The following is a 21,699-nucleotide window of genomic DNA, read 5'->3' as shown; positions in this document are numbered from 1 at the left end:
TACATCGGCCGAATAGGCCAGTTTCAAGCGTCGTCCTCGCGCCAGAAACGTCAACGGCCGCACATCGCGCGGCCGTTGGGTCATGCATGACACAGCCAGGCCGTTACTGGCTGAACAAACGCCGGGTAGCCGGCGAACCCGCCGGAATCCCCGCCTGTTCAAGCCGCGCGTAGAGCGTCATCAGCTGCTTTTCGATCGCCAGCAGCGCGGTCTCCGGCAGCGGACGGCGCCCGTCGTCGACCACCCGTCCGCCGATACGCTCAGCCAACGATTTCGCGTAGTCGCACATCAGGCGGAACGGCAGGATGTCTTCGTCCGCGACCGGCACGTCGAGCACCAGCGTAATCATCTGGCCGCCCTTGTAGGTCAGGTCGTCGCGCAGGAAATTGGTGTCGCCGAATTGCAGCATGAACACCGGGCTCTGCTTCGCGTCGAGCTTGACGAAGCGCGTGCCGTCGCGCGAGAGCAGCAAGCCGTCCTGCGACGCGACGGCTTGCACATAGTTGGCCGACCACGGCGCGCCGTCGGAAAGCACGTTGATCGACAGTTGCGCATCGCACTGCGCGGCGAAGCCGTCGAGCTCGCGCGCCATCGCGACCGTTTCGAGCATGTCGGGAAATTCCGGCGACGCGTCGAGCGCATCGGCAAACTGCTGCACGCCGGTCACGAACTCCGAGAACTCCAGCTCGTTGAGCGCCCCACTCCGATTGGCCAATTGCGCGGCCGCGCGTAACTCTTCGTAGCGTGCGCCGTTTTGCAGCAGTTCCCACGCACCGCCTTCGAGCTTGCCTTCGATATGCACCGGCTTGCTGCCGGCGCGGCGCAGACGCTGCGCGAGCGGAATCACCTTGTCGCCGGCCACCGGGCCGTTCAGGCGAATCGGCACGATGCAGTCGATGCGCCGATCGACGATGGCCGGCGGCGCCGACGAAATCGTCGTAGCGGCGGGCAAAATCGGCTCAACCGGTTCGTCGGACTCTGCGGCGTGGCCGCCCTCGGCTTCAGCAACGCCTTCCGCTTCCGGATAGCCGTTCGGCGTAGTCGTCTCGGCCTGAATATCGGCCGGCGTATCGAGCGGCGCCGCCGTGGCGCCAAAAGTCGGCTCGACGCGCGCCGCCGCGGTTTCCCCTGCCGCGTCCGAACCCACGACCGGCTCGCGCCGCGTGGTCGGCCTGGCCGGTTCGATAAACGGGCTCTGTTCCTCCTGATCGTCCCGCGCGAAGCTTTCGGCGGTGTCGGCCGGCATGGGACGCGGCATCTTGCGGCGCACCTTCGCGCCCTGCCATGCGTTGTACACGACCACGCCCCCGACCACTACGGCACCCGCGCCGATCAAACCGAGTGTCAACTCGTCCATGCATGCTCCATCAGCAATTCTTCTGTCTGCGCGGCTCTGCGCCCGCCCCACGTGTCGCGCGGCCGATGGCCGCTGCGCTGAACGCGGGCGCCCGCGATGCTCAACCTAAACGAAAACCTAACCGATATTCTGGGCGAAACCCGCAGCCGTTTCCATGTCGACGGCCACGATCCGCGATACACCCTGCTCCTGCATGGTCACGCCGATCAATTGCTGCGCCATTTCCATCGCGATCTTGTTGTGCGAAATGAACAGGAATTGCGTTTTGTCCGACATCGCGCGCACGAGGTTCGCGAAGCGTTCCGTGTTGGCGTCGTCGAGCGGCGCGTCCACTTCGTCGAGCAGACAGAACGGCGCGGGATTCAGCTGGAACATCGCGAACACCAGCGCGGTGGCGGTCAATGCCTTCTCGCCGCCCGACAGCAGGTGAATCGTCGAATTCTTCTTGCCCGGCGGCTGCGCCATGACCTGCACGCCGGCGTCGAGAATCTCGTCGCCGGTCATGATCAGCTTGGCCTGGCCACCGCCGAAGAGACGCGGGAACAGCTCGCCGAAATGACGGTTCACTTCGTCGAAGGTGCCTTGCAGCAGCGTACGCGTTTCGCCGTCGATCTTGCGGATCGCGTCTTCGAGCGTTTCGATCGCGTTGTTCAGATCGGCCGACTGCGAATCGAGGAACGTTTTGCGCTCGGTCGCCGCCTTCAGTTCGTCGAGCGCGGCCATATTGACCGGGCCGAGTGCGGTGATCGCGTTGTTGATCCGCGTGACTTCGCCTTGCAGGTAGGACGGCTTCATGTCCGGCGTGAGCTTGGCCTGCAACTCCGCCTCATCGACGCCGGCTGCGGCCAGTTGCTCGATGAACTGCTCGCCGTTCAGGCGCGCGGCCTGTTCCTTCAACTGCAATTCGTTGATGCGGTCGCGCAGCGGTTGCTGCGCACGCTCGGCCGTCAAACGGGTTTCGTCGGCGGCACGCAGTTTGGCGGTCAGGTCGTCCAGTTCGAGACGCGTGGCGTGCAGCGCTTCTTCCTTGACCGCGCGGATATCGAGCGCGTCCTGCAAGCCGGTATGCGCGGTTTGCTCGTTGATCGTTTCCAGCTCGGCGCGCGCATCTTCCAGCGAGCCGGCAACGCGCTCGCTCTGCTCGTGCGAGACCTGGATGCTGCGCTTCAATTCGTCGATGCGGTTCGCCATGTTGCGCGCGGCGAAGCGCGCGTCGGTGGCGCCCCGATCGAGATCGCGCGATTGGGCGCGCGCGGCGGTGAGCGCTTCGTCGAGTGCTTCGAAGGCCATCTGGTGATCTTCGAAACGCGCCTGCAATTCGGCGAGTTCGGAATCGTGACGCTCGAAGTTCGCTTCCGATTCGCCACGCAAAGCGCGTTGCTCTTCGATCTGCGCGGTGATTTCTTCCAGCTCTTCGCGGATTTGCGTGCTGCGCTGCGTGTAACGCTCATGCGCTTGCGCGAGCTTGAGCACGTCCATCTGCAATGCGTGCACGCGTTGCGTCGCGCGCTCCGACTGTTGACGGACATCGGTCAATGCTTGTGCGGCTTGCGTGTGCGCGGCTTCGGCGCGGATCGCGGCGGCCTTCGCCTCATCGGCGAGCAAGGCTTGCGCACGCACCTGGCGCGTCAGGTTTTTGATTTCCTGCTGACGGGCCAGCATGCCGGCCTGTTCGGAGTCGGCGGCATACAGCTGGACGCCGACACGCGTCACCACGTGGCCGGCCTTCACGACGAACGAGCCGCCTTCCGGCAATTGCGCGCGCATGGCGAGCGCCTGTTGCAGATCGTCAGCGACGAAGGCGAGGCCGAGCCAGTCGTTCAGCACGGCGCGAATACCCGCATCGTCGATACGAACCAGCGACAGCAGCGGACGCAAGGCCGGCGGCGTAGCAACCGGCTGACCGGCTGCCGGCGGTGCGTAGAACGCGAGCTTGGCGGGCGGCGCGTCGGTAGCGAACGCCTTGACCCAGTCGAGGTTCGACACTTCCAGAGCCGCAAGGCGCTCGCGCAGCACCGCTTCGAGCGCGGCTTCCCAACCGGCTTCGACATGCAGCTTCTTCCACAGACGCGGCAGGCCGTTCAACTCGTGCTTTTCAAGCCACGGCTGGATCTTGCCTTCGGTCTGGACGTTTTCCTGCAACTGCTTGAGCGCGGCAAGGCGTGCGTCGAGCTGATGAATCTGGGCGCTTTCCGACTGCACGCGCTCCTGCGCGCCACGGCGTTCGCCGTCCAGACGCGGCAGAGTTTCCTGAGCGTCGGCGAGGCGCGTTTGCGCGTCATGCAGGATCTCTTCGTGCTCGGCGAGCTGCATGCGCAGCTCTTCGAGTTGCGCTTCGTCGGGAGCGTCCAGTCCGCCCGCTTCCGACTTCAGCCGCTCGTGACGCTGCTGCAACTGCTGCAATTGCTGATCGGCATTGCGCTGATGCGCGGCTTCGAGCTTCAACGCCTGTTCGGTCTGCGCGATACCGCCACGCTCGGCGTTCAGTTCGGTCTGCGCGTCGCGCCAACGCGCTTCCAGCGCCGGCATCGCATCATGTTTGGCGGCGGCTTCGTCTTCGGCCAGCACGGCTTTTTCTTCGGCGACGGCGAGTTGTTCTTCAGCGTCTTCGAGATCGTCTTGCGCTTTTTGGGCTTGCGACTGCCACTGTTCACGCTGCGCGGTCAATGCAGCGATCTGCGCCTGCACGCGGTTGCGCGATTCGACGATGAACTTGATTTCGGCCTCAAGCCGGCTGACTTCAGAATTCGCCTCGTACAACGCGCCTTGCGCGCCCTGCATCGCGTCGCTAGCGGAATAATGCGCGACGCGCAGTGTTTCGAGTTGCGCCTCGACTTCGCGCAGCTTCGCGGTTTGCGCTTCGAGGTCGATCTGCGCCTGTTCGATCGCGCGTTGCTGGCGCTCCTGTTCGCCGCCGGCTTCATTCTTGCGCAACAGCCACAACAGACGCTGCTTCTCTTCGCCGTCGGCCTGCAAATCCTTGTATCTGGTCGCAACGATCGCCTGCGCCTCGAGCTTCTCGAGATTCGCACTGAGTTCGCGGACGATGTCTTCGACGCGAATCAGATTCTCGCGCGTATCGTGCAGGCGGTTCTCGGTTTCGCGGCGGCGTTCCTTGTATTTCGACACGCCCGCGGCTTCTTCGAGGAACACGCGCAGCTCTTCCGGCTTCGCCTCGATCAGGCGCGCGATCATGCCCTGCCCGATGATCGCGTACGCACGCGGCCCGAGGCCGGTGCCGAGGAAGATGTCCTGGATGTCGCGGCGGCGCGCCGGCAGGTTGTTGATGTAGTAGCTCGAGGTGCCGTCGCGCGTCAGCACGCGCTTGACGGCGATTTCGGCATACTGCCCCCACTGCCCGGCGGCACGGCCGTCGGCGTTATCGAACACGAGTTCGACGCTGGCGCGGCTACCTGGCTTGCGCGCGGTCGAGCCATTGAAGATCACGTCCTGCATCGACTCGCCGCGCAGCTCGGAAGCGCGCGATTCGCCGAGCACCCAGCGCACGGCGTCGATGATGTTGGACTTGCCGCACCCATTCGGTCCGACCACGCCGACGAGCTGGCCCGGTACCTGGAAATGCGTGGGATCGACGAATGACTTGAAGCCAGCGAGTTTGATCGAGGTCAGACGCACGGCGATTTCGCTGTTTGAAAAGGGAAAATAAAAGGTGGCTCGTGAAGGCCGCGCCAGCCGTTCGCCGATGCAGCGAAACGGCCCCGCGAACCCCCGCGATACGGGCGCCAGGCGAACGCAATCAAGCGTGCGCCGGCTAATGAGGGGCAATCATACCATCGCGCGTGAGCGGTTCTTACCGTCCTTACGGTCCGCGCCGCCATCGTCGTGAAGACCCGCATCCTGATTGGCCGGATCAGGCGGCAAGGCACGGGTCCGGTGCACCCAACTGGACAGCACCGACGCCAGCACGATGCACGCGCCGCCGGCCCATTCGCGCGGGCCCGGCGTCTCGCCGGCCAGGAGCCACGCGGACAAGGCCGTGACCACGATCTCGAACAGCATGATGATCGAAGCCCGATTGGCCGGCACGCGCGACAGTCCATACTGCACGAGCATATTGTTCGACGCCAGCAGAAAACCGAGGCCAAGCACCAGTAGCGCGGCCGTGTTGAGATGCGCGCCGGCGGGTGGTGCGGGCATCGCCTCGAACAGCGAGGCCAAGGCGCTGAAAATCGCCGCGCCGCCGAAGATCGTCGCGGTGCGCATTTCCGGTTTCATCCCGGGCAGCACGCGGCTCGTCTTGAGGATCAGCACGTTGCTCATCGCGAAGCCCATGCCACCCGCCAGTCCGGCCCATTCGGCGAGGTTGCCGGGCACTGGCAGGCCCAGTTGCGGCGACCACAGCATGGTCATCGCACCGGCCAGCGAGAGCGCGGCGAGGCCCCCGCCCGCCCACGTCAGCCGCTCGTGCAGGATGAAGTGCGCGAAGAGCGCGGTCCAGGCGGGGGTGAGATAGAACAGCAGCAGCACGCGCATCACTTCGCCGTGGATCGAACCCCACACGAAGCCGAGATTGGTGATGCCCGCGGCCAGCGCCAGGGCCGGCAGCAGCCAGTGCCAGCGCACGGTCTTGAGTGCCCGATGTCGCACCAGCAGGACGAACAGGCAACCCGCGCCGCTCGTCAGCGCACTCGCCGCCGTGCCGGTGACGCCGAGCGCATTCAGCATGCGCAGCGGGTACCAGATCACCCCCCACACCGAGGCGCCCAGCATGATCGCCAGAGTAGGCCAGCCATTGCGAAGCCAGTTGGTCATGATGCGAGGCTCCCGCGGCGGTGGCTGCTCGTGCGGGCGGGGTTGCCGGCTTTGCCGACGGTGAAGTTCTTGTGGCTGCTTCGTCCGGGCAGTCCGACTCGTTCGAATTGCCCGAGCGGCCCCCGCTGCCCGCGTTGCCCAGATCGTGTGGATGTCTCCGTTGCTGTTGCGTACATTGCTGCTCCTGCTTCTTTTTTGCGCGAACCGTCTGCGGTTCGCGTCGTTCCCGCTGCGTCGCATTGCCTGCGCTGCCTGGCGGGTTGCGCCGCGTCTTACACGCCTGGCGCCGCTGCAATGGGCTCGCGCTATAATCACTCGCTCGCCGCCGCTGCCGTCGTTTTAGCGTCTTTAGGTGTTTTGCCGTCAGCGCGCGTGCCCGGCATTTCCCTGCATCCGTCTGCGCCCTCTTCGATCAGGCTCGATCCGCCCAGTGAACCCGCTACTCGACTCCCTTCATCCCTATCCGTTCGAAAAGCTGCGTGCGCTTTTCAAGGACGTCACGCCGCCGGCCGGCCTCGCGCACATCAGCTTCGGCATCGGCGAACCGAAACATCCCACGCCCGCGCTGATTCGCGACGCGGTAATCGCCTCGCTCGGCGGATTGTCGGCCTATCCGGCCACGATCGGTTCGCCGGCACTGCGCGAGTCGATTGCGACGTGGGTGACGCAGCGCTACAACCTGCCGCCGGTCGATCCTGCCACTCAGGTGCTGCCGGTGTCGGGCTCGCGCGAGGCGCTTTTTGCGCTCGCACAAACGGTCATCGACCCTAAACAGGACAACGCGCAGGACAACGCGCAGGACAACGCGCGGAACACTGCGCGCCATGCCGACGGCGAGCCTGCGATCGTACTCTGCCCGAACCCGTTCTACCAGATCTATGAAGGCGCGGCGATCCTTGCCGGCGCGCAGCCGTACTTCGTGAATAGCGACCCGGCGCGCAACTTCGCCTGCGACTATGCGGCGGTTCCGGCGGACATCTGGGCGCGCACGCAGCTGCTGTACGTGTGCTCGCCGGGCAATCCCACCGGTGCCGTGCTCACGCTCGACGACTGGCGCGAACTGTTCGCGCTGTCGGACCGTTACGGCTTCGTGATCGCGTCGGACGAGTGCTACTCGGAAATCTACTTCGACGAGACCAAGCCGCCGCTGGGTGGCCTGGAAGCCGCGCACAAGCTCGGCCGTGGCTTCGAGCGGCTCGTGATGCTGTCGAGCCTGTCCAAACGGTCGAACGTGCCGGGCATGCGCTCGGGCTTCGTGGCGGGCGACGCGGCGATTCTGAAAGACTTCCTGCTATACCGGACATACCACGGCGCGGCCTTGTCGACGGTGTTTCAGAATGCCAGCATCGCGGCCTGGAATGACGAAACACACGTGCGCGAGAACCGCGCCAAGTATGTGCAGAAGTTTGCCACCGTCACGCCGATGCTCGCCGCGGTGCTCGACGTACGCCTGCCGGACGCCGCGTTCTACCTGTGGGCGGACGTCTCGCGCACCGGCCTGTCGGACACCGAGTTCGCCCAGCGCCTCTACGCCGACTATAATGTGACGGTTCTGCCGGGCTCGTTTCTCGCGCGCACTGCGCACGGCGTGAACCCCGGCCGCAATTTCGTGCGCATGGCGCTCGTCGCCGACGTCGACGAATGCACGCAAGGCGCACAACGGATCGTCGATTTTTGCCGCGCGCTCGCGGGCTGAGTTTTTCGCGAATTTTCATATTCAGCAACCCCGCGCACCGCATTCCCTTCTTCAGACTTCAACTCTTCAGAAAAACACGCATATGTCGCAACAACTTCAGCAGATCATTGATACCGCCTGGGAAAACCGCGCCGACCTGTCGCCGAAGGCCGCGCCGGCCGAGGTGCGCGAAGCCGTCGCCCACGCCATCGAACAACTGGACAAGGGCGCGCTGCGCGTGGCCGAAAAGAAAGACGGCGACTGGATCGTCAATCAATGGCTGAAGAAAGCCGTGCTGCTGTCGTTCCGCCTGGAAGACAACGCGCCGATGCCGGCTGGTGGCTACTCCCAGTTCTACGACAAGGTGCCGTCGAAGTTCGCCAACTACACCGCTGAAGACTTCGCCGCCGGCGGTTTCCGCGTGGTGCCGCCCGCCATCGCCCGCCGCGGCTCGTTCATCGCGAAGAACGTCGTGCTGATGCCGTCGTACACCAACATCGGCGCTTACGTCGACGAAGGCACGATGGTCGATACGTGGGCCACCGTCGGTTCGTGCGCGCAGATCGGCAAGAACGTGCACCTGTCGGGTGGCGTGGGCATCGGCGGTGTGCTGGAGCCGCTGCAGGCCAACCCGGTCATCATCGAAGACAACTGCTTCATCGGCGCGCGTTCGGAAGTGGTGGAAGGCGTGATCGTCGAAGAAAACTCGGTGATCTCGATGGGCGTATACCTCGGCCAGAGCACCAAGATTTACGACCGCGAAACCGGTGAAGTGTCGTACGGCCGCATTCCGGCGGGTTCGGTCGTGGTGGCGGGCAACCTGCCGTCGAAAGATGGCTCGCACAGCCTCTACTGCGCCGTGATCGTCAAGAAGGTCGACGCCAAGACGCGCGCGAAGGTCGGCCTGAACGAGCTGCTGCGAGGCGACTGATGGCACGCGGCACCAAGACCGTGGTCTACGGCATTCCGAACTGCGACACGGTGAAGAAGGCTCGTGTGTGGCTGGAAGAACACGGCGTCGAGTTCGAGTTCCACGACTTCAAGAAGCACGGCGTGACCGAGCCGCTGGTGCAGGACTGGCTGAAAGACGTGAAGCTCGACGCGTTGCTGAACCGTCGCGGCACCACGTGGCGCGGCCTGTCCGACGACATGAAAGCGGCCGCGGATACGCAGTCGGGCGCGATCGCGTTGATGATCCATAAGCCTTCGGTGATCAAGCGGCCGGTGCTGGTGGTCAACGGCAAGGTCAAGTCGCTCGGTTTTGCGGCAGACGAATACGAAGCGCTGTTTGCCTGATTGCCTGTAAAACGCGGCCTCGCCGCGTTGCTCAAAAGCTGTTGCCGGCTGCGGTGTCCCACCGCCAGCCGGCATTTTTTCATTTCAAAGTGGCTTGTACTGAATCCATGTCCGGCACCCTCGTCCTTACCGAACAACTGATCGCGCGCGCGTCTGTCACGCCCGACGACCAGCATTGCCAGCGCCTCCTGATCGAACGCCTGTCCGCGCTCGGCTTCGAGCACGAGACGATCGAATCGAACGGCGTGACCAACCTGTGGGCCGTCAAACGCGGCGTCGACGGCACGCGCGGCAAGCTCCTCGCGTTCGCCGGCCACACGGACGTCGTGCCGACCGGTCCGCTCGAACAATGGCATTCGGCGCCGTTCGAGCCGACCCATCGCGACGGCAAACTCTATGGCCGCGGCGCGGCGGACATGAAGACGTCGATCGCCGGCTTCGTGGTGGCAAGCGAGGAATTCGTCGCGGCGCATCCCGCGCATCGCGGCTCGATCGCATTCCTGATTACGAGCGACGAAGAAGGCCCCGCTACCGACGGCACCGTCAAGGTCGTGGAAGCGTTGCAGGCACGCGGCGAGCGCATGGACTACTGCATCGTCGGCGAGCCGACCTCGAGCGCGCAATTCGGCGACATGGTGAAAAATGGCCGGCGTGGCTCGATGTCGGGCAAGCTGATCGTCAAGGGCGTGCAAGGCCATATCGCCTATCCGCATCTGGCGAAAAACCCGGTGCACCTGCTCGCGCCCGCGTTGGCCGAACTGGTCGCCGAACGCTGGGATGACGGCAATGAGTACTTCCCGCCCACCACCTGGCAAGTGTCGAACCTCCATGCCGGCACCGGCGCGACCAACGTGATTGCGGGCCATGCGGACGTGATGTTCAACTTCCGCTTCTCGACGGCGAGCACGGTGGAAGGTTTGCAGGCGCGCGTGCATGCGATCCTCGACAAGCACCAGCTCGAATACGACCTGCAATGGACCGTGAGCGGCCTGCCGTTCCTCACACCGCACGGCGACCTGTCGAACGCGTTGGCTAAAGCGATCAAGGACGAAACCGGCGTAACGACCGAACTGTCGACCACCGGTGGCACCTCGGATGGCCGTTTCATCGCCCGCATCTGCGAGCAGGTGATCGAATTCGGCCCGCTGAACGCCAGCATCCACAAGATCGACGAACATATCGAAGTCGCACACATCGAGCCGCTGAAAAACGTGTATCGCCGCGTGCTCGAACAATTGATCGCCTGACCCCCAAGGAATTTCCGCGATGACGCTCCCGTTCTCCACCGTCCGTGACCTGCTGCGTTTTGCGGTGTCGCGCTTCAACCAGGCCGAGTTGTCGTTCGGCCACGGCTCGGCCAACGCTTACGACGAAGCCGCTTATCTGATACTGCACACGCTGCATCTGCCGCTCGATCTGCTGGAGCCGTTTCTCGACGCGCGTCTCTCCGCGGCTGAAATCGACGCCGTGCTGAACGTGATCGAGCGCCGCGCCAGCCAGCGCGTGCCGGCGGCCTACATTACGCAGGAAGCGTGGATGCACGGCTTCCGCTTTTACGTGGACGAACGCACGATCGTGCCGCGTTCGTTCATCGGCGAGTTGCTGCAGGACGGCCTGCAGCCGTACGTCGAAGATCCCGAACAGGTCAGCGCCGTGCTCGAACTCTGCACCGGCTCCGGCTGCCTTGCGATCCTCGCGGCGCACGCATTCCCGAACGCGGATATCGACGCAGTCGACCTTTCCGCGCCCGCTCTGGAAGTCGCCACGCGCAACGTCGCGGACTACCGGCTCGACGACCGTGTCGCCCTCTTCGAAGGCGATCTGTACGCGCCGCTCGCCGAGCGCCGCTATGACGTGATCATCAGCAATCCGCCGTATGTAAACGCCACCTCGATGCAGGATCTGCCCGCCGAATACAAGCATGAGCCGGACATGGCTTTGGCAGGCGGCGCGGACGGCATGGACATCGTGCGCCGGATCATTGCGGAGGCGCGCAACTGGCTGACCGACGACGGCGTGCTGGTGGTCGAGATCGGCAACGAGCGCGCGAACGTCGAAGCGGCATTCGGCGGCCTCGATCTGGTCTGGCTGTCGACGAGCGCCGGCGATGACAACGTGTTCCTGATTCAGGCCGCGGATCTGCCGGTCTGACGTTTTATCGCCGGACCGCCGGATCGCCTATGCAATTCGACCTGCTTCATATCGGCTCGCTCGTCGCCCTCGCCCATATTCTCGGCGTGGTTGCGGCGTGCCACGCGATTCTGAACACGCGCACATCGCAAGGCGCGATCGCGTGGGCCGTGTCGCTGGTCGCCATGCCGTATCTGACGCTGGTGCCGTACCTGTTCCTCGGCCGCAGCAAATTCCAGGGTTACGCCGACGCTCGCCGTGTCGAAAACGAATTGCTGCGGACGCGCGCCCATCCTCCGGAATGGGACACGCAGGCTTCCTCCGCGGGGCTGCCTACGCAGGAGCTGGGCGGGAGGCTCGTGCATTCGCTCACGCGCCTGGGTGGCATGCCGTTCCTGCCGGGCAATGCCGTGCGCACGCTGGTGAACGGCGCCGCGACTTTCGAGGCGATCTTCGAAGCGATCGAAGGCGCGCGCAAATACGTGATCGTGCAGTTCTTCATCGTGCGCGACGACGCGCTCGGCGAAATGCTCAAAGACGCGCTGATCGCGAAAGCGCAGCAAGGCGTGCGCGTCTACTTCCTGTACGACAGCATCGGCAGTTTCGATCTGCCACACCGTTACGTGGCGGCGCTGCGGGCGGCCGGCGTGGAGACCCACCCGTTCGCCACCAATCGCCGCTTTGTAAACCGCCTGCAGCTGAACTTCCGCAACCACCGCAAGATCGTCTCGGTGGACGGTGAACGCGCGTTTGTCGGCGGCCACAACGTCGGTGTCGAATATCTCGGCGGCAAACCACCTCTGTCGCCATGGCGCGATACGCATATCGAAGTGCGCGGCCCGGCCGTGGCCAGCATCCAGTTCGTGTTCACCGAGGATTGGCACTGGGCGACCCAGCAACTGCCCGAGTTCGACATGCCCGCTTTCCAGCCAACCGAAGGTGGCATGCACTGCCTCGTGGTGCCGAGCGGTCCGGCCGACAGGCAGGAGACCTGCTCGCTTTTCTTCGTCGAGGCGATCAACGCGGCACGCGAGCGCATCTGGATCACCACGCCTTACCTCGTGCCCGACGAAGCCGTGTTCGCCGCGTTGCGGCTGGCGGCGCTGCGCGGCGTGGATGTGCGCATTCTGATTCCATGCCGGCGCGATCACCGCGTGGTGTTCGCCGCCTCGAAACTGTATGCGTACGACTCGCTGCGCGCGGGCATCCGGATCTTCCGCTACCAGCCGGGCTTCCTGCATCAGAAGGTCGTGCTGATCGACAGCGTGGCAGCGGCAATCGGCAGCGCCAATCTCGACAACCGCTCGTTCCGGCTGAACTTCGAGATCATGGTGCTGACCGTGGACCGCGGCTTTGCCAAGGATGTCGAAACGATGCTGCTCAAGGACTTCGCGGATTCGCTCGAAATCGACCGCAACGAGTACCGTCAGGCAAGCGCGCTGCGGCGCGTGCTGATGCACGTGGCGCGGTTGTTCTCGCCGATTCTGTAGCCGCACCGCTGCTGAGCCGCTGAAGGCGGCATCCGCGCCGGCACAGCACCGGCATCGGCATCGGCATCGGCATCAGTTCGGATCCGGGTTCGGACGCTGGCTCCCGACCGCTCACTGATTCCAGCCTCCGGGCCCGAGCGGAACTCCCGGCTCCGCGACCCGTTACAGCAGCTTTTCGATGTCCTCGGTAATCGCCTCGGGCTTGGTCAACGGTGCATAGCGCTTCACCACATTGCCGTCGCGGCCGATCAGGAACTTGGTGAAGTTCCATTTGATCCCCTCGAGCCCTAGCAAGCCCGGCGCCTCGCCGGTCATATAGCGGAACAGCGGATGCGCATTGGCGCCATTCACATCGATCTTGTCGAACATCGGGAAGGTCACGCCGTAATTCTTTTCGCAGAAGCTGCCGATCTGCGCGGCGTCACCCGGTTCCTGCTTACCGAACTGGTTGCACGGAAAACCGAGCACCGCGAGTCCGCGTGCCGCGTAGGTGTCGTAAAGCTTTTGCAGACCCGCGTACTGCGGCGTGAAGCCGCATTCGCTGGCCGTGTTGACGATCAACAAGACCTTGCCTTGATAGCGCTCGAGGCTCACTTCCTCGCCACCGAGCGTACGTGCGGAAAACGAATAAATTGATGTCATGTGCTCTCCCCGTGAAAGCCGTCAGTCTATGCCAAAAGCTTCGCCGGTACAGTCGGCCGAATGGCCGATCCGGGCTGAGTGCCCGGTGTCAGCCCCGGCAGTCTAAAATAGCGTTTTTCTCCAGCCGGCCTCTTCGTGATCCGCTTTAACCAGTTCAGCCTCGCGCGCGGCACCAAGCCGCTCTTTGAAAACACCACGTTCACCCTCAACCCGGGCGAGAAGGCCGGCCTGGTGGGGGCCAACGGCGCGGGCAAGTCGACGCTATTTGCCGTGCTGCTCGGCGAACTGCACGCCGACGGCGGCGATTTCTCTATCCCACCGAACTGGCAGATCGCCCACGTCGCGCAGGAAACGCCCGCCGCGGACAAGACCGCTCTCGCCTATACGCTCGACGGCGACGCCGCGTTGCGCGCGATCGAAGCGTGCATCGCCGAAGCCTCAGCCGCGCATGACGGCGCCGCCGAAGGCGAAGCGCACGCCGCATTCGCCGACGCCGACGGCTACACCGCACCCGCCCGCGCCGAAGCGCTGCTGCTCGGCCTCGGCTTCACGCTCGAACAAACGCGCGAACCGGTCAGCAGTTTCTCGGGCGGTTGGCGCATGCGGCTGAATCTGGCGCAGGCGCTGATGTGCCGCTCCGATCTGCTGCTGCTCGACGAGCCGACTAACCACCTGGATCTCGACGCGATCGTCTGGCTCGAAGACTGGTTGCACCGTTATCCGGGCACGCTGATCGTGATCTCGCACGACCGCGAGTTTCTGGATTCCGTCTGCAACGTCACGCTGCATCTGGAGCATCAACAGATCAAGCGTTACGGCGGCAACTACTCGCAGTTCGAAATACTGCGCGCGCAACAGATCGCGTTGCAGCAAAGCGCGTATGAAAAGCAACAGCGCACGGTCGAGCATTTGCAGAGCTACATCAACCGCTTCAAGGCGCAGGCCACCAAGGCACGCCAGGCGCAGAGCCGCGTGAAGGCGCTCGAAAAGATGGAGCTGATCGCGCCGGCGCATGCGTCTTCGCCATTCACCTTCGAATTCCGCACGCCCGATTCCGCACCGAATCCGATGATGGTGATGGAAGACGTGCGGTGCGGCTATCACGGTGCAGACGGCGAAATTCCGATCGTCGACCATGTGATGCTGTCGATCCAGAACGGCCAGCGCATCGGCCTGCTCGGTGCGAACGGTCAGGGCAAATCGACGCTGATCAAAACGCTCGCCGGCACGCTCGAAGCGCTCGGTGGCCATGTGCGCGAAGGCAAGGGTCTGCGCATCGGTTACTTCGCGCAGCATCAACTCGAAACCTTGCGGCCGGACGACACGCCGCTGCAACATCTGGCGCGTCTTGCGCCGGATACGCGCGAACAGGAATTGCGCGACTTCCTCGGCAGTTTCAACTTTTCCGGCGAAATGGCGACCGCGAAGATCGCCCCCTTCTCGGGCGGCGAAAAAGCGCGTTTGGCGCTCGCGCTGATCATCTGGCAAAAACCGAATCTGCTGCTGCTCGACGAGCCGACCAACCACCTGGACCTCGAAACGCGTCACGCGTTGACCATGGCACTCGCGCAATTCGAGGGCACGCTGATTCTGGTGTCGCACGACCGGCATCTGCTGCGCGCCACCACCGACGTGTTCATGCTGGTCGCCAAACACCGTCTGCAGGAATTCGACGGCGATCTGGACGACTATCGCGACTGGCTGCTCCAACATGCCGCGGAACAACGCGCGGCGCTGAAAGCGGGCACGTCATCGAACGGCGCGGAGAGCGCGGACGGCGGCGTCAATCGCAAGGAGCAGCGTCGCCTCGAAGCGGAAACGCGGCAAAAGCTTGCGCATCTGAAGAAGCCGCTGCAAAGCCGCATCAACAAGATCGAGAAGGAAATGGACACGCTCAACGCGGAGAAGACGACGCTCGATGCGTTCGTCGTCGATCCGGCGAGTTACGAGCCCGAGCAGAAAAGCAGGCTGACGGAGGCGATCCGCCGTCAGGCAGATGTGAACGCGCGCCTCGATGCGCTCGAAGCCGAATGGCTCGAGATTCACGAGGAACTCGAACAAATCGGCTAGCGGCAGGCTGTTGCTCAACCGCGCCGGCATCGATCGGAGGTAGCTCTTGTCACGCGTGAACTCGTCCGCGGCTTCAGTTGCGTCATCGTCCGCGGCTTCGGCCGGGGCGTCAGCGTCACCGTCTGGTGATTCGTCTGGTCCTTCGTCAGGTGCTTCGTCAGGCGCTTCGCCAGGTGCTTCGTCAGGCGCTTCGCCAGGTGCTTCGTCAGGCGCTTCGTCTGGTGCTTCGTCTGGTGCTTCGTCTGGTGCTTCGTATGGTGCTTCGTCTGGTGCTTCGTCTGGTGCTTCGTCTGGTGCTTCGTCTGGTGCTTCGTCTGGTGCTTCGTCTGGTGCTTCGTCTGGTGCTTCGTCAGGTGCTTCGTCAGGTGCTTCGTCAGGTGCGCCGTCATCCGCGGCAGCACCTGCTCCGCTTCAGGGCCTGCGCGTGCTGGACCTGACGCGCCTGCTTCCCGGTCCCGTAGCCGCCTTGCGGCTTGCAGAACTCGGCGCCGACGTGCTGAAGATCGAAGCGCCGGGCACGGGCGACCCCACCCGCACGATGATGCAGTCATCTAGCGACCGCGTGGCAGGCCGCCCCGGCGCGTTTTACCGGCTGGTGAACCGCGGCAAGCGCGAGACGCGCCTCGACCTCAAATCGGAAGCGGGCCGCACTGTGTTGCGCGCGCTCGCGGCCGAGGCGGATGTGCTGATCGAGAGTTTCCGGCCCGGCGTGATGGAGCGTCTCGGCATCGGCTACGAAACCCTGCGCGCGGTCAATCCAAGGCTGGTCTACTGCGCGATCAGCGGTTACGGCGCGAGCGGCCCGTTTGTCGACCATGCTGGCCACGATCTCAACTACATCGGCTACGCGGGCGTGCTAGACCAACTGGCGGGCCGCGACGGCGCGCCGATTCTGCCGAATTTCCAGATTGCCGACCTGCTCGGCGGCGCGTTGAGCGCGGTGACGCAAATTCTCGCCGCGTTATGGCATGTGTCGCGCGGAGGCCTTGGCCGCTTCGTCGACGTATCGATGACGCATGTCACCCACGCGCACAACGTCGTCGCGCAAGTCGCACTCTCCAACGAAGGCGCCGCACCGGCCGCCGGCGCCGGTCTGCTGAACGGCGGCGTGCCCTGCTACAACCTCTATCGGACGCTCGACGATCGCTGGCTCGCGGTCGGCGCGCTTGAGCTGAAATTCTGGGAAACGCTATGTATGGCGCTCGACCGGCCCGAATGGGCGACGCGTCACTGGAGCCTCGGTCAGGCAATCGGCGGCCCGGACGCCGCCGCGTTGACGCACGAGTTGGCCGGGCTGATCGGCAAGCGCCCGCTGGAAGAATGGGTCCTGCTGCTGGAGTCGCTAGACTGCTGCGTCTCGCCGGTGCTGACCCCGGCCGAAGCCGCGCAGCACCCGCTGTTCAATCGCGAGGCGTACGCCGCGATGAACGAAGACCAGGCCGAAAACGATGCCGGCGAAGATGGTCGCCGGACCGGTTGAGCGCCACTGAAGGGCGGCCAAGATCAGGCAAACGCCAAGCTAAGTCGTAGGCAGACGGTCTGGCGGATCTGGCGGGTCTGCCCGGTCGGCGGATCTGGCGGATCTAGCCGGCCCGCGGTCCAGCGATCTCGTTTTCCGGGCTCATGGCGATCTTGCAAGTCCGTGGCCTGCAACAACCAACTCACAATTCAGGCCACAAGGCCTAACCCGCCACCCCCAAAACCTCAGCGCCGCGCCGCCGTCTGCCGCGGCAAAACCTGGCGCGGGGTTTGTTCGTCGTCGTACAGGAAATGCTTGCGGCCTTCCACGTGACGGTTGATCGTCGCGCGCACTTCGGCGGCGGTAACATCTTCGGCCACTACCCGGCGGGAAATCTGCCCCGTCGTGTCGATCCATTCGACAATTCGGCAAGCACCGCCCCAAGGCTGGCGAATAGGCTCGGAGACGCGGCAGCCGCGCACCTGCATGGGCCGCTCGGCTGCGGTTTCATATGACTGTTTCAAGGCGCGATCCTTTTTTCCGCATCAGAAGGGATGCAACACCTTCGAAGCTTAGGAAAAAGGAATGTCGGGTAGGTTACAGCCAATATGGAGATATTTACGGCCCATTACGGGAGCCAACGCGCCCGCGAGCGCCAAAGCCCCGTCTACTCAAGCGTGCGGACCCGGTCGATGGCCTGTTCGATGCGTTCGACCGCAACGACTTGTAAGCCTTCAATCGGCTGTTTCGGTGCATTGGCCTTCGGAATGACCGCGACCGAAAAGCCCAGTTTGGCCGCTTCCTTGAGACGATCCTGACCGCGTGGCGACGGCCGGATTTCGCCGGCAAGCCCCACCTCGCCGAATACGACCAGCCCCTTGGGCAGCGGCTTATTGCGCATCGAGGAGTGGATCGCAAGCAAGACGGCCAGGTCGGCCGCGGGTTCGGTGATCTTCACGCCCCCCACCGCGTTCAGGAACACGTCCTGATCGAAACAGGCGATGCCGGCGTGCCGATGCAGCACCGCCAGCAGCATCGCCAGACGATTCTGTTCCAGCCCCACGGCGAGCCGCCGCGGATTCGGCGCGTTGGCCGCATCGACCAGCGCCTGCACTTCGACCAGCAGCGGCCGCGTGCCTTCCTGCGTCACCAGCACGCACGACCCCGGAACGGATTGCTCGTGCTGCGACAGAAACAAAGCCGACGGATTGGCAACACCGCGCAGACCGCGCTCGGTCATCGCGAACACGCCGAGTTCGTTGACCGCGCCGAAACGGTTCTTGATCGCGCGCACCAGGCGGTACGACGAGTGGGTGTCACCCTCGAAGTACAACACCGTATCGACGATGTGCTCGAGCACGCGCGGCCCGGCCAGCGCACCTTCCTTGGTGACGTGGCCGACCATGATGATCGTGGTGCCCGACTGTTTGGCGATGCGCGTCAACTGCGCCGCGCACTCTCGCACTTGCGCGACCGAACCAGGCGCTGAAGTCAGCGCATCGGAATAGACGGTTTGAATCGAGTCGATCACCGCGACGTCCGGTCGCTGCTCGGCGATGGTCGCCTGAATTTTCTCGAGCTGGATTTCCGCCAGCAGTTGCAGCTCGCTGGCTTTCGAGCCGGGTTCCAGCAAAGAAAGTCGTTGCGCGCGCAACGCAATCTGCGCGGCCGATTCTTCACCGCTGATATAGAGCGCGCGTTTGTCCGCCGCAATTTCCGCGAGCGATTGCAAGAGCAGCGTCGATTTGCCGATGCCCGGATCGCCGCCGATCAGCACCACGCCGCCCGGCACGAGGCCGCCGCCCAGTACACGGTCGAACTCGCTGACGCCGGTTGAGAAGCGCGGCACGTCGGACGCTTCGATATCGGCGAGACGCCGCACCGGCGCGCTCTTCGCGAGCGACTGGAAGCGATGCGTGGACGGCGCCTCCGCGACCGACTCCACCAGCATGTTCCACGCATTGCATGACGGGCACTGTCCGGCCCACTTCGGCGATTGGCCGCCGCATTCACTGCAGATGTACAACGTCTTCTGTTTAGCCACGCGCCCTTGCCTGTATTGCTGTTCTTTGGATTGATGGGCTCGCTGAGCGCTCCTCGTCGAGGAGCTCACTGCAACCGTCTTTGGGACCCTCTCCGGTACCGCCATTGAGGCCGCCATGCGCGGCTCTCACCCGGCCTGTCAGCGCCGTGCCTTACTCCGCACGCACCGGCACACGCGGCGCCACCGCGCACATCAGCTCGTAGCCAATCGTGCCGCATGCCTGCGCGACATCGTCGATCGGCAGCGACGCGCCCCACAGTTCGACGCGCGAGCCGACATTGGCGGTCGGGACCGGCGTCAGGTCGACGGTCAGCATGTCCATCGACACCCGCCCCACGATCCGCGTACGCACGCCGTCGACGATCACCGGCGTGCCTTCCGGCGCGACCCGCGGATAACCGTCCGCGTAACCGCAGGCCACCACGCCGATGCGCATCGGCCCGCGCGCCTTGAACATCGAACCATAACCGACCGTGTGGCCTTCGGCGAGCGTCTGCACGGCGATCAGCTCAGAGGTGAGCGTCATGGCTGGTTGCAGGCCGGTGCCTTCGATCGCGGCCGTCACGCCCGAAGGCGACGCGCCGTACAGAATGATGCCCGGGCGGACCCAGTCGAAGTGCGCGGCGGGATGCCACAGCGTGGCCGCCGAATTCGACAGGCTGCGCGCGCCGGCAATGCCTTGTGCGCCGCGCTCGAACGCTTCCATCTGGTGAGCCACGCCGCGGTCGCTGTCGGCGTCCGAGAAATGGGTCATCAAGGTGATCTGGCCGACACCCTGGCAGGCCCGCGCGCGCTCCCACGCGGAGCGGAATTTTTCCACCGTGTAACCGAGGCGATTCATGCCGGTGTTCATCTTCAGCTGGATATTGACCGGCTTGGACAGGCGCGCCATTTCGAGCATCCGCAACTGTTCGTCCGAGTGCAGCGCCGTGGTCAGGCTGTAGCGGTCGATCACGTCGATATCGGTCGACCGGAAGAAGCCTTCCAGCAGAAGAATCGGGCCGGCCCAGCCCAATTCACGCAACTTGACGGCTTCTTCCAGGTCCAGCAAGCCAAAGCCGTCGGTTGCGCGCAAACCGGGAAAAGCGCGCGCGAGGCCGTGCCCGTAGGCGTTGGCCTTGACGACGGCCCACACCTTGGATTTGGGCGCGTAGCGCCGGGCGACAGCGAGATTATTGGCGAGTGCGGCAGTGTGAATCGTGGCTGAGAGGGGGCGCGGCATGGGCAATTTTCGTAAAGACGCTTGCGAATCAGGAGCTTACAGGGCGTTTTCAGCGCTCGGCGGCCCGCTGGGCGGTGCGATCAAGGATTCTGCTAGTCCGAATCCAGCTATTTTCATGATATAAAGCCGTGCGCACAACCCATTTCGAACGGTATAAGCCCGGACGCTTTGCACACGGCCGGGGCGGACAGACCGCAGCGAGGACAGCATCGCATCAGATGAAAAAAGGTTTTTACACCATCATGGCCGCGCAGTTTTTTTCGTCGCTGGCCGACAATGCGCTTCTGATCGCTGCTATTGCACTGCTGAAAGACCTCCACGCCCCGAACTGGATGACGCCGCTGCTCAAGTTGTTCTTTGTGCTGTCGTACGTCGTTCTGGCCGCCTTCGTGGGGGCCTTCGCCGACTCCCGTCCAAAGGGTCGCGTGATGTTCGTCACCAATACCATCAAGGTCGTCGGCTGCATCACGATGCTGATCGGCGCGCACCCGTTGATCGCCTATGGCATTGTGGGTTTCGGCGCGGCGGCCTACTCGCCCGCCAAATACGGCATTCTCACCGAACTGCTGCCGCCTGACCGGCTGGTCGCGGCGAACGGCTGGATCGAAGGCACCACGGTGGGTTCGATCATTCTCGGCACCGTGCTCGGCGGCGCACTCATCAGCCCGCACATTGCCGCACCGATCCTCCGGCAGCACATCCCCACGGTCAACACGCCCGCTGAAGCGGCGATGCTGGTGATCATGGCAATCTACGTGATCGCGGCGCTCTTCAATCTGCGCATTCCCGACACCGGCGCGCGCTATCCGAAACAGGAACGCGGCCCGATCAAGCTGGTCACCGATTTCGCCGACTGTTTTCTCGTGCTGTGGCGCGACAAGCTCGGCCAGATTTCGCTCGCCGTCACCACGCTGTTCTGGGGCGCCGGCGCGACGCTGCAATTCATTGTGCTGAAGTGGGCGGAAGTGTCGCTGAGCATGTCGCTTTCGGAGGCCGCGATCCTGCAAGCGGTGGTGGCAGTCGGCGTGGCAGCCGGCGCGATTTTCGCCGCCTCGCGCGTGCCGTTGAAGAAGTCGCTGACGGTACTTCCGGTCGGCATCATGATGGGCATCGCCGTGATGTTGATGGCCTTCTACACACGCGACCTCTTCCCCACGCATTGGGGCCTGTATTTCGGCCGTGTGCATGTGCCGGGCTATCTGATCGTTGCGTATATCTTCCTGATGATCGTCGGCGGCCTGTCGGGCTTTTTCGTCGTTCCGATGAACGCGCTGCTTCAGCATCGCGGCCACGTGCTACTGTCGGCGGGTCACTCGATCGCGGTACAGAACTTCAACGAAAATCTCTCGGTACTCGTGATGCTGTGCCTGTACGCTGTGCTGGTCTGGCTCGACGTGCCGGTCACGGCGGTGATCGTGCTGTTCGGCACCTTCGTCTGCGTGATGATGTGGTTCGTGATGCGGCGCCATCAGGCGAATCAGCGCGCGTTCGACTCGGTCGCGCTGATCGGCGAAGTCAAGCACTGACCCCGCGGCAGGCAC

General features: G+C 64.1%; 17 protein-coding genes. 10 read left to right on the top strand and 7 right to left on the bottom strand.

From position 1 onward, the window contains the following. Positions 1-103 precede the first annotated feature (103 nt). From P0D84_RS07720 to P0D84_RS07710, 3 genes are all read right to left on the bottom strand, one after another. Positions 104-1,357: a cell division protein ZipA C-terminal FtsZ-binding domain-containing protein gene (locus P0D84_RS07720; protein ID WP_408334388.1), complete on the bottom strand. Its 1,254-nt coding sequence runs from the start codon at positions 1,355-1,357 to the stop codon at positions 104-106. Positions 1,358-1,474: 117 nt separating this feature from the next. Then, a complete protein-coding gene (smc, locus tag P0D84_RS07715; RefSeq protein ID WP_408334385.1) occupies positions 1,475-4,993 on the bottom strand; it encodes a chromosome segregation protein SMC in 3,519 nt (1,172 codons plus the stop codon). A gap of 150 nt (positions 4,994-5,143) precedes the next feature. Then, positions 5,144-6,130, bottom strand: a complete 987-nt coding sequence (locus tag P0D84_RS07710; protein WP_408334382.1) for a DMT family transporter — start codon at positions 6,128-6,130, stop codon at positions 5,144-5,146. Between the two features lie 430 nt (positions 6,131-6,560). Here P0D84_RS07710 and dapC point away from each other — a divergent pair, with 430 nt between their 5' ends. The 6 genes from dapC to cls all read left to right on the top strand — a co-directional run bounded on the left by dapC (position 6,561) and on the right by cls (position 12,721). Beyond that, complete coding sequence (dapC, locus tag P0D84_RS07705) at positions 6,561-7,826, top strand: succinyldiaminopimelate transaminase (RefSeq protein WP_408334378.1); 1,266 nt, start codon at positions 6,561-6,563, stop codon at positions 7,824-7,826. An 82-nt stretch (positions 7,827-7,908) separates the two neighbouring features. Continuing rightward, a complete protein-coding gene (gene dapD / locus P0D84_RS07700; protein ID WP_408334375.1) occupies positions 7,909-8,736 on the top strand; it encodes a 2,3,4,5-tetrahydropyridine-2,6-dicarboxylate N-succinyltransferase in 828 nt (275 codons plus the stop codon). Beyond that, on the top strand, positions 8,736-9,101 hold the full coding sequence (locus P0D84_RS07695; protein ID WP_408308691.1) for an ArsC family reductase: 366 nt from the start codon (positions 8,736-8,738) through the stop codon (positions 9,099-9,101). Before dapD ends, P0D84_RS07695 begins: the two co-directional genes overlap by 1 nt. A 107-nt stretch (positions 9,102-9,208) precedes the next feature. Beyond that, positions 9,209-10,348 (top strand): succinyl-diaminopimelate desuccinylase, encoded by a 1,140-nt coding sequence (gene dapE / locus P0D84_RS07690; protein WP_408334371.1) that lies wholly within the window; start codon positions 9,209-9,211, stop codon positions 10,346-10,348. Between the two features lie 19 nt (positions 10,349-10,367). Beyond that, positions 10,368-11,252 carry a 50S ribosomal protein L3 N(5)-glutamine methyltransferase gene (prmB, locus tag P0D84_RS07685; RefSeq protein ID WP_408334368.1) on the top strand — a complete coding sequence of 295 codons (885 nt, stop codon included), beginning with the start codon at positions 10,368-10,370 and terminating at the stop codon, positions 11,250-11,252. Positions 11,253-11,281: 29 nt separating this feature from the next. After that, complete coding sequence (gene cls / locus P0D84_RS07680; RefSeq protein ID WP_408334365.1) at positions 11,282-12,721, top strand: cardiolipin synthase; 1,440 nt, start codon at positions 11,282-11,284, stop codon at positions 12,719-12,721. 162 nt (positions 12,722-12,883) lie between these two features. Here cls and P0D84_RS07675 read toward each other — a convergent pair whose 3' ends face one another. Continuing rightward, positions 12,884-13,363, bottom strand: coding sequence for a glutathione peroxidase (locus P0D84_RS07675; protein ID WP_408334362.1), 480 nt, complete (start codon positions 13,361-13,363; stop codon positions 12,884-12,886). Positions 13,364-13,498: 135 nt separating this feature from the next. Between P0D84_RS07675 and P0D84_RS07670 the strand changes: the two genes are divergently transcribed. The 3 genes from P0D84_RS07670 to P0D84_RS07660 all read left to right on the top strand — a co-directional run bounded on the left by P0D84_RS07670 (position 13,499) and on the right by P0D84_RS07660 (position 16,913). Continuing rightward, positions 13,499-15,433 (top strand): ATP-binding cassette domain-containing protein, encoded by a 1,935-nt coding sequence (locus tag P0D84_RS07670; RefSeq protein WP_408334359.1) that lies wholly within the window; start codon positions 13,499-13,501, stop codon positions 15,431-15,433. A gap of 125 nt (positions 15,434-15,558) precedes the next feature. Then, positions 15,559-15,870 carry a hypothetical protein gene (locus tag P0D84_RS07665; protein WP_408334356.1) on the top strand — a complete coding sequence of 104 codons (312 nt, stop codon included), beginning with the start codon at positions 15,559-15,561 and terminating at the stop codon, positions 15,868-15,870. Further along, positions 15,858-16,913 carry a CaiB/BaiF CoA transferase family protein gene (locus P0D84_RS07660; protein WP_408334353.1) on the top strand — a complete coding sequence of 352 codons (1,056 nt, stop codon included), beginning with the start codon at positions 15,858-15,860 and terminating at the stop codon, positions 16,911-16,913. The genes P0D84_RS07665 and P0D84_RS07660 overlap by 13 nt, the downstream gene beginning before the upstream one ends. Positions 16,914-17,137: 224 nt before the next feature. On the opposite strand, the gene P0D84_RS07655 is transcribed toward P0D84_RS07660, so the two are convergent. From P0D84_RS07655 to alr, 3 genes are all read right to left on the bottom strand, one after another. Continuing rightward, positions 17,138-17,416, bottom strand: a complete 279-nt coding sequence (locus tag P0D84_RS07655; RefSeq protein ID WP_408334350.1) for a DUF2866 domain-containing protein — start codon at positions 17,414-17,416, stop codon at positions 17,138-17,140. A gap of 143 nt (positions 17,417-17,559) precedes the next feature. Further along, the gene (gene radA, locus P0D84_RS07650; protein WP_408334347.1) at positions 17,560-18,936 is read right to left on the bottom strand and encodes a DNA repair protein RadA; all 1,377 of its coding nucleotides are present in this window, start codon (positions 18,934-18,936) and stop codon (positions 17,560-17,562) included. Positions 18,937-19,087: 151 nt separating this feature from the next. Then, positions 19,088-20,158 carry an alanine racemase gene (gene alr / locus P0D84_RS07645; RefSeq protein WP_408334344.1) on the bottom strand — a complete coding sequence of 357 codons (1,071 nt, stop codon included), beginning with the start codon at positions 20,156-20,158 and terminating at the stop codon, positions 19,088-19,090. Positions 20,159-20,376: 218 nt separating this feature from the next. Here alr and lplT point away from each other — a divergent pair, with 218 nt between their 5' ends. Then, positions 20,377-21,684 carry a lysophospholipid transporter LplT gene (gene lplT, locus P0D84_RS07640; RefSeq protein ID WP_408334341.1) on the top strand — a complete coding sequence of 436 codons (1,308 nt, stop codon included), beginning with the start codon at positions 20,377-20,379 and terminating at the stop codon, positions 21,682-21,684. Positions 21,685-21,699: the final 15 nt, after the last annotated feature.

This window comes from Paraburkholderia sp. RL17-337-BIB-A (assembly GCF_046025895.1).
GTDB lineage: Bacteria > Pseudomonadota > Gammaproteobacteria > Burkholderiales > Burkholderiaceae > Paraburkholderia > Paraburkholderia fungorum_C.
Note: the sequence above shows the minus strand (reverse complement) of the source record. Positions and strands in the feature narration are given on the sequence as shown.

What these genes read in the sequence shown, in the direction of transcription:
- P0D84_RS07720 (WP_408334388.1), bottom strand. Translation starts at nt 1,357, where the DNA reads ATGGACGAGTTGACACTCGGTTTGATCGGCGCGGGTGCCGTAGTGGTC.
- P0D84_RS07710 (WP_408334382.1), bottom strand. Translation starts at nt 6,130, where the DNA reads ATGACCAACTGGCTTCGCAATGGCTGGCCTACTCTGGCGATCATGCTG.
- dapD (WP_408334375.1), top strand. Translation starts at nt 7,909, where the DNA reads ATGTCGCAACAACTTCAGCAGATCATTGATACCGCCTGGGAAAACCGC.
- P0D84_RS07695 (WP_408308691.1), top strand. Translation starts at nt 8,736, where the DNA reads ATGGCACGCGGCACCAAGACCGTGGTCTACGGCATTCCGAACTGCGAC.
- dapE (WP_408334371.1), top strand. Translation starts at nt 9,209, where the DNA reads ATGTCCGGCACCCTCGTCCTTACCGAACAACTGATCGCGCGCGCGTCT.
- prmB (WP_408334368.1), top strand. Translation starts at nt 10,368, where the DNA reads ATGACGCTCCCGTTCTCCACCGTCCGTGACCTGCTGCGTTTTGCGGTG.
- cls (WP_408334365.1), top strand. Translation starts at nt 11,282, where the DNA reads ATGCAATTCGACCTGCTTCATATCGGCTCGCTCGTCGCCCTCGCCCAT.
- P0D84_RS07675 (WP_408334362.1), bottom strand. Translation starts at nt 13,363, where the DNA reads ATGACATCAATTTATTCGTTTTCCGCACGTACGCTCGGTGGCGAGGAA.
- alr (WP_408334344.1), bottom strand. Translation starts at nt 20,158, where the DNA reads ATGCCGCGCCCCCTCTCAGCCACGATTCACACTGCCGCACTCGCCAAT.
- lplT (WP_408334341.1), top strand. Translation starts at nt 20,377, where the DNA reads ATGAAAAAAGGTTTTTACACCATCATGGCCGCGCAGTTTTTTTCGTCG.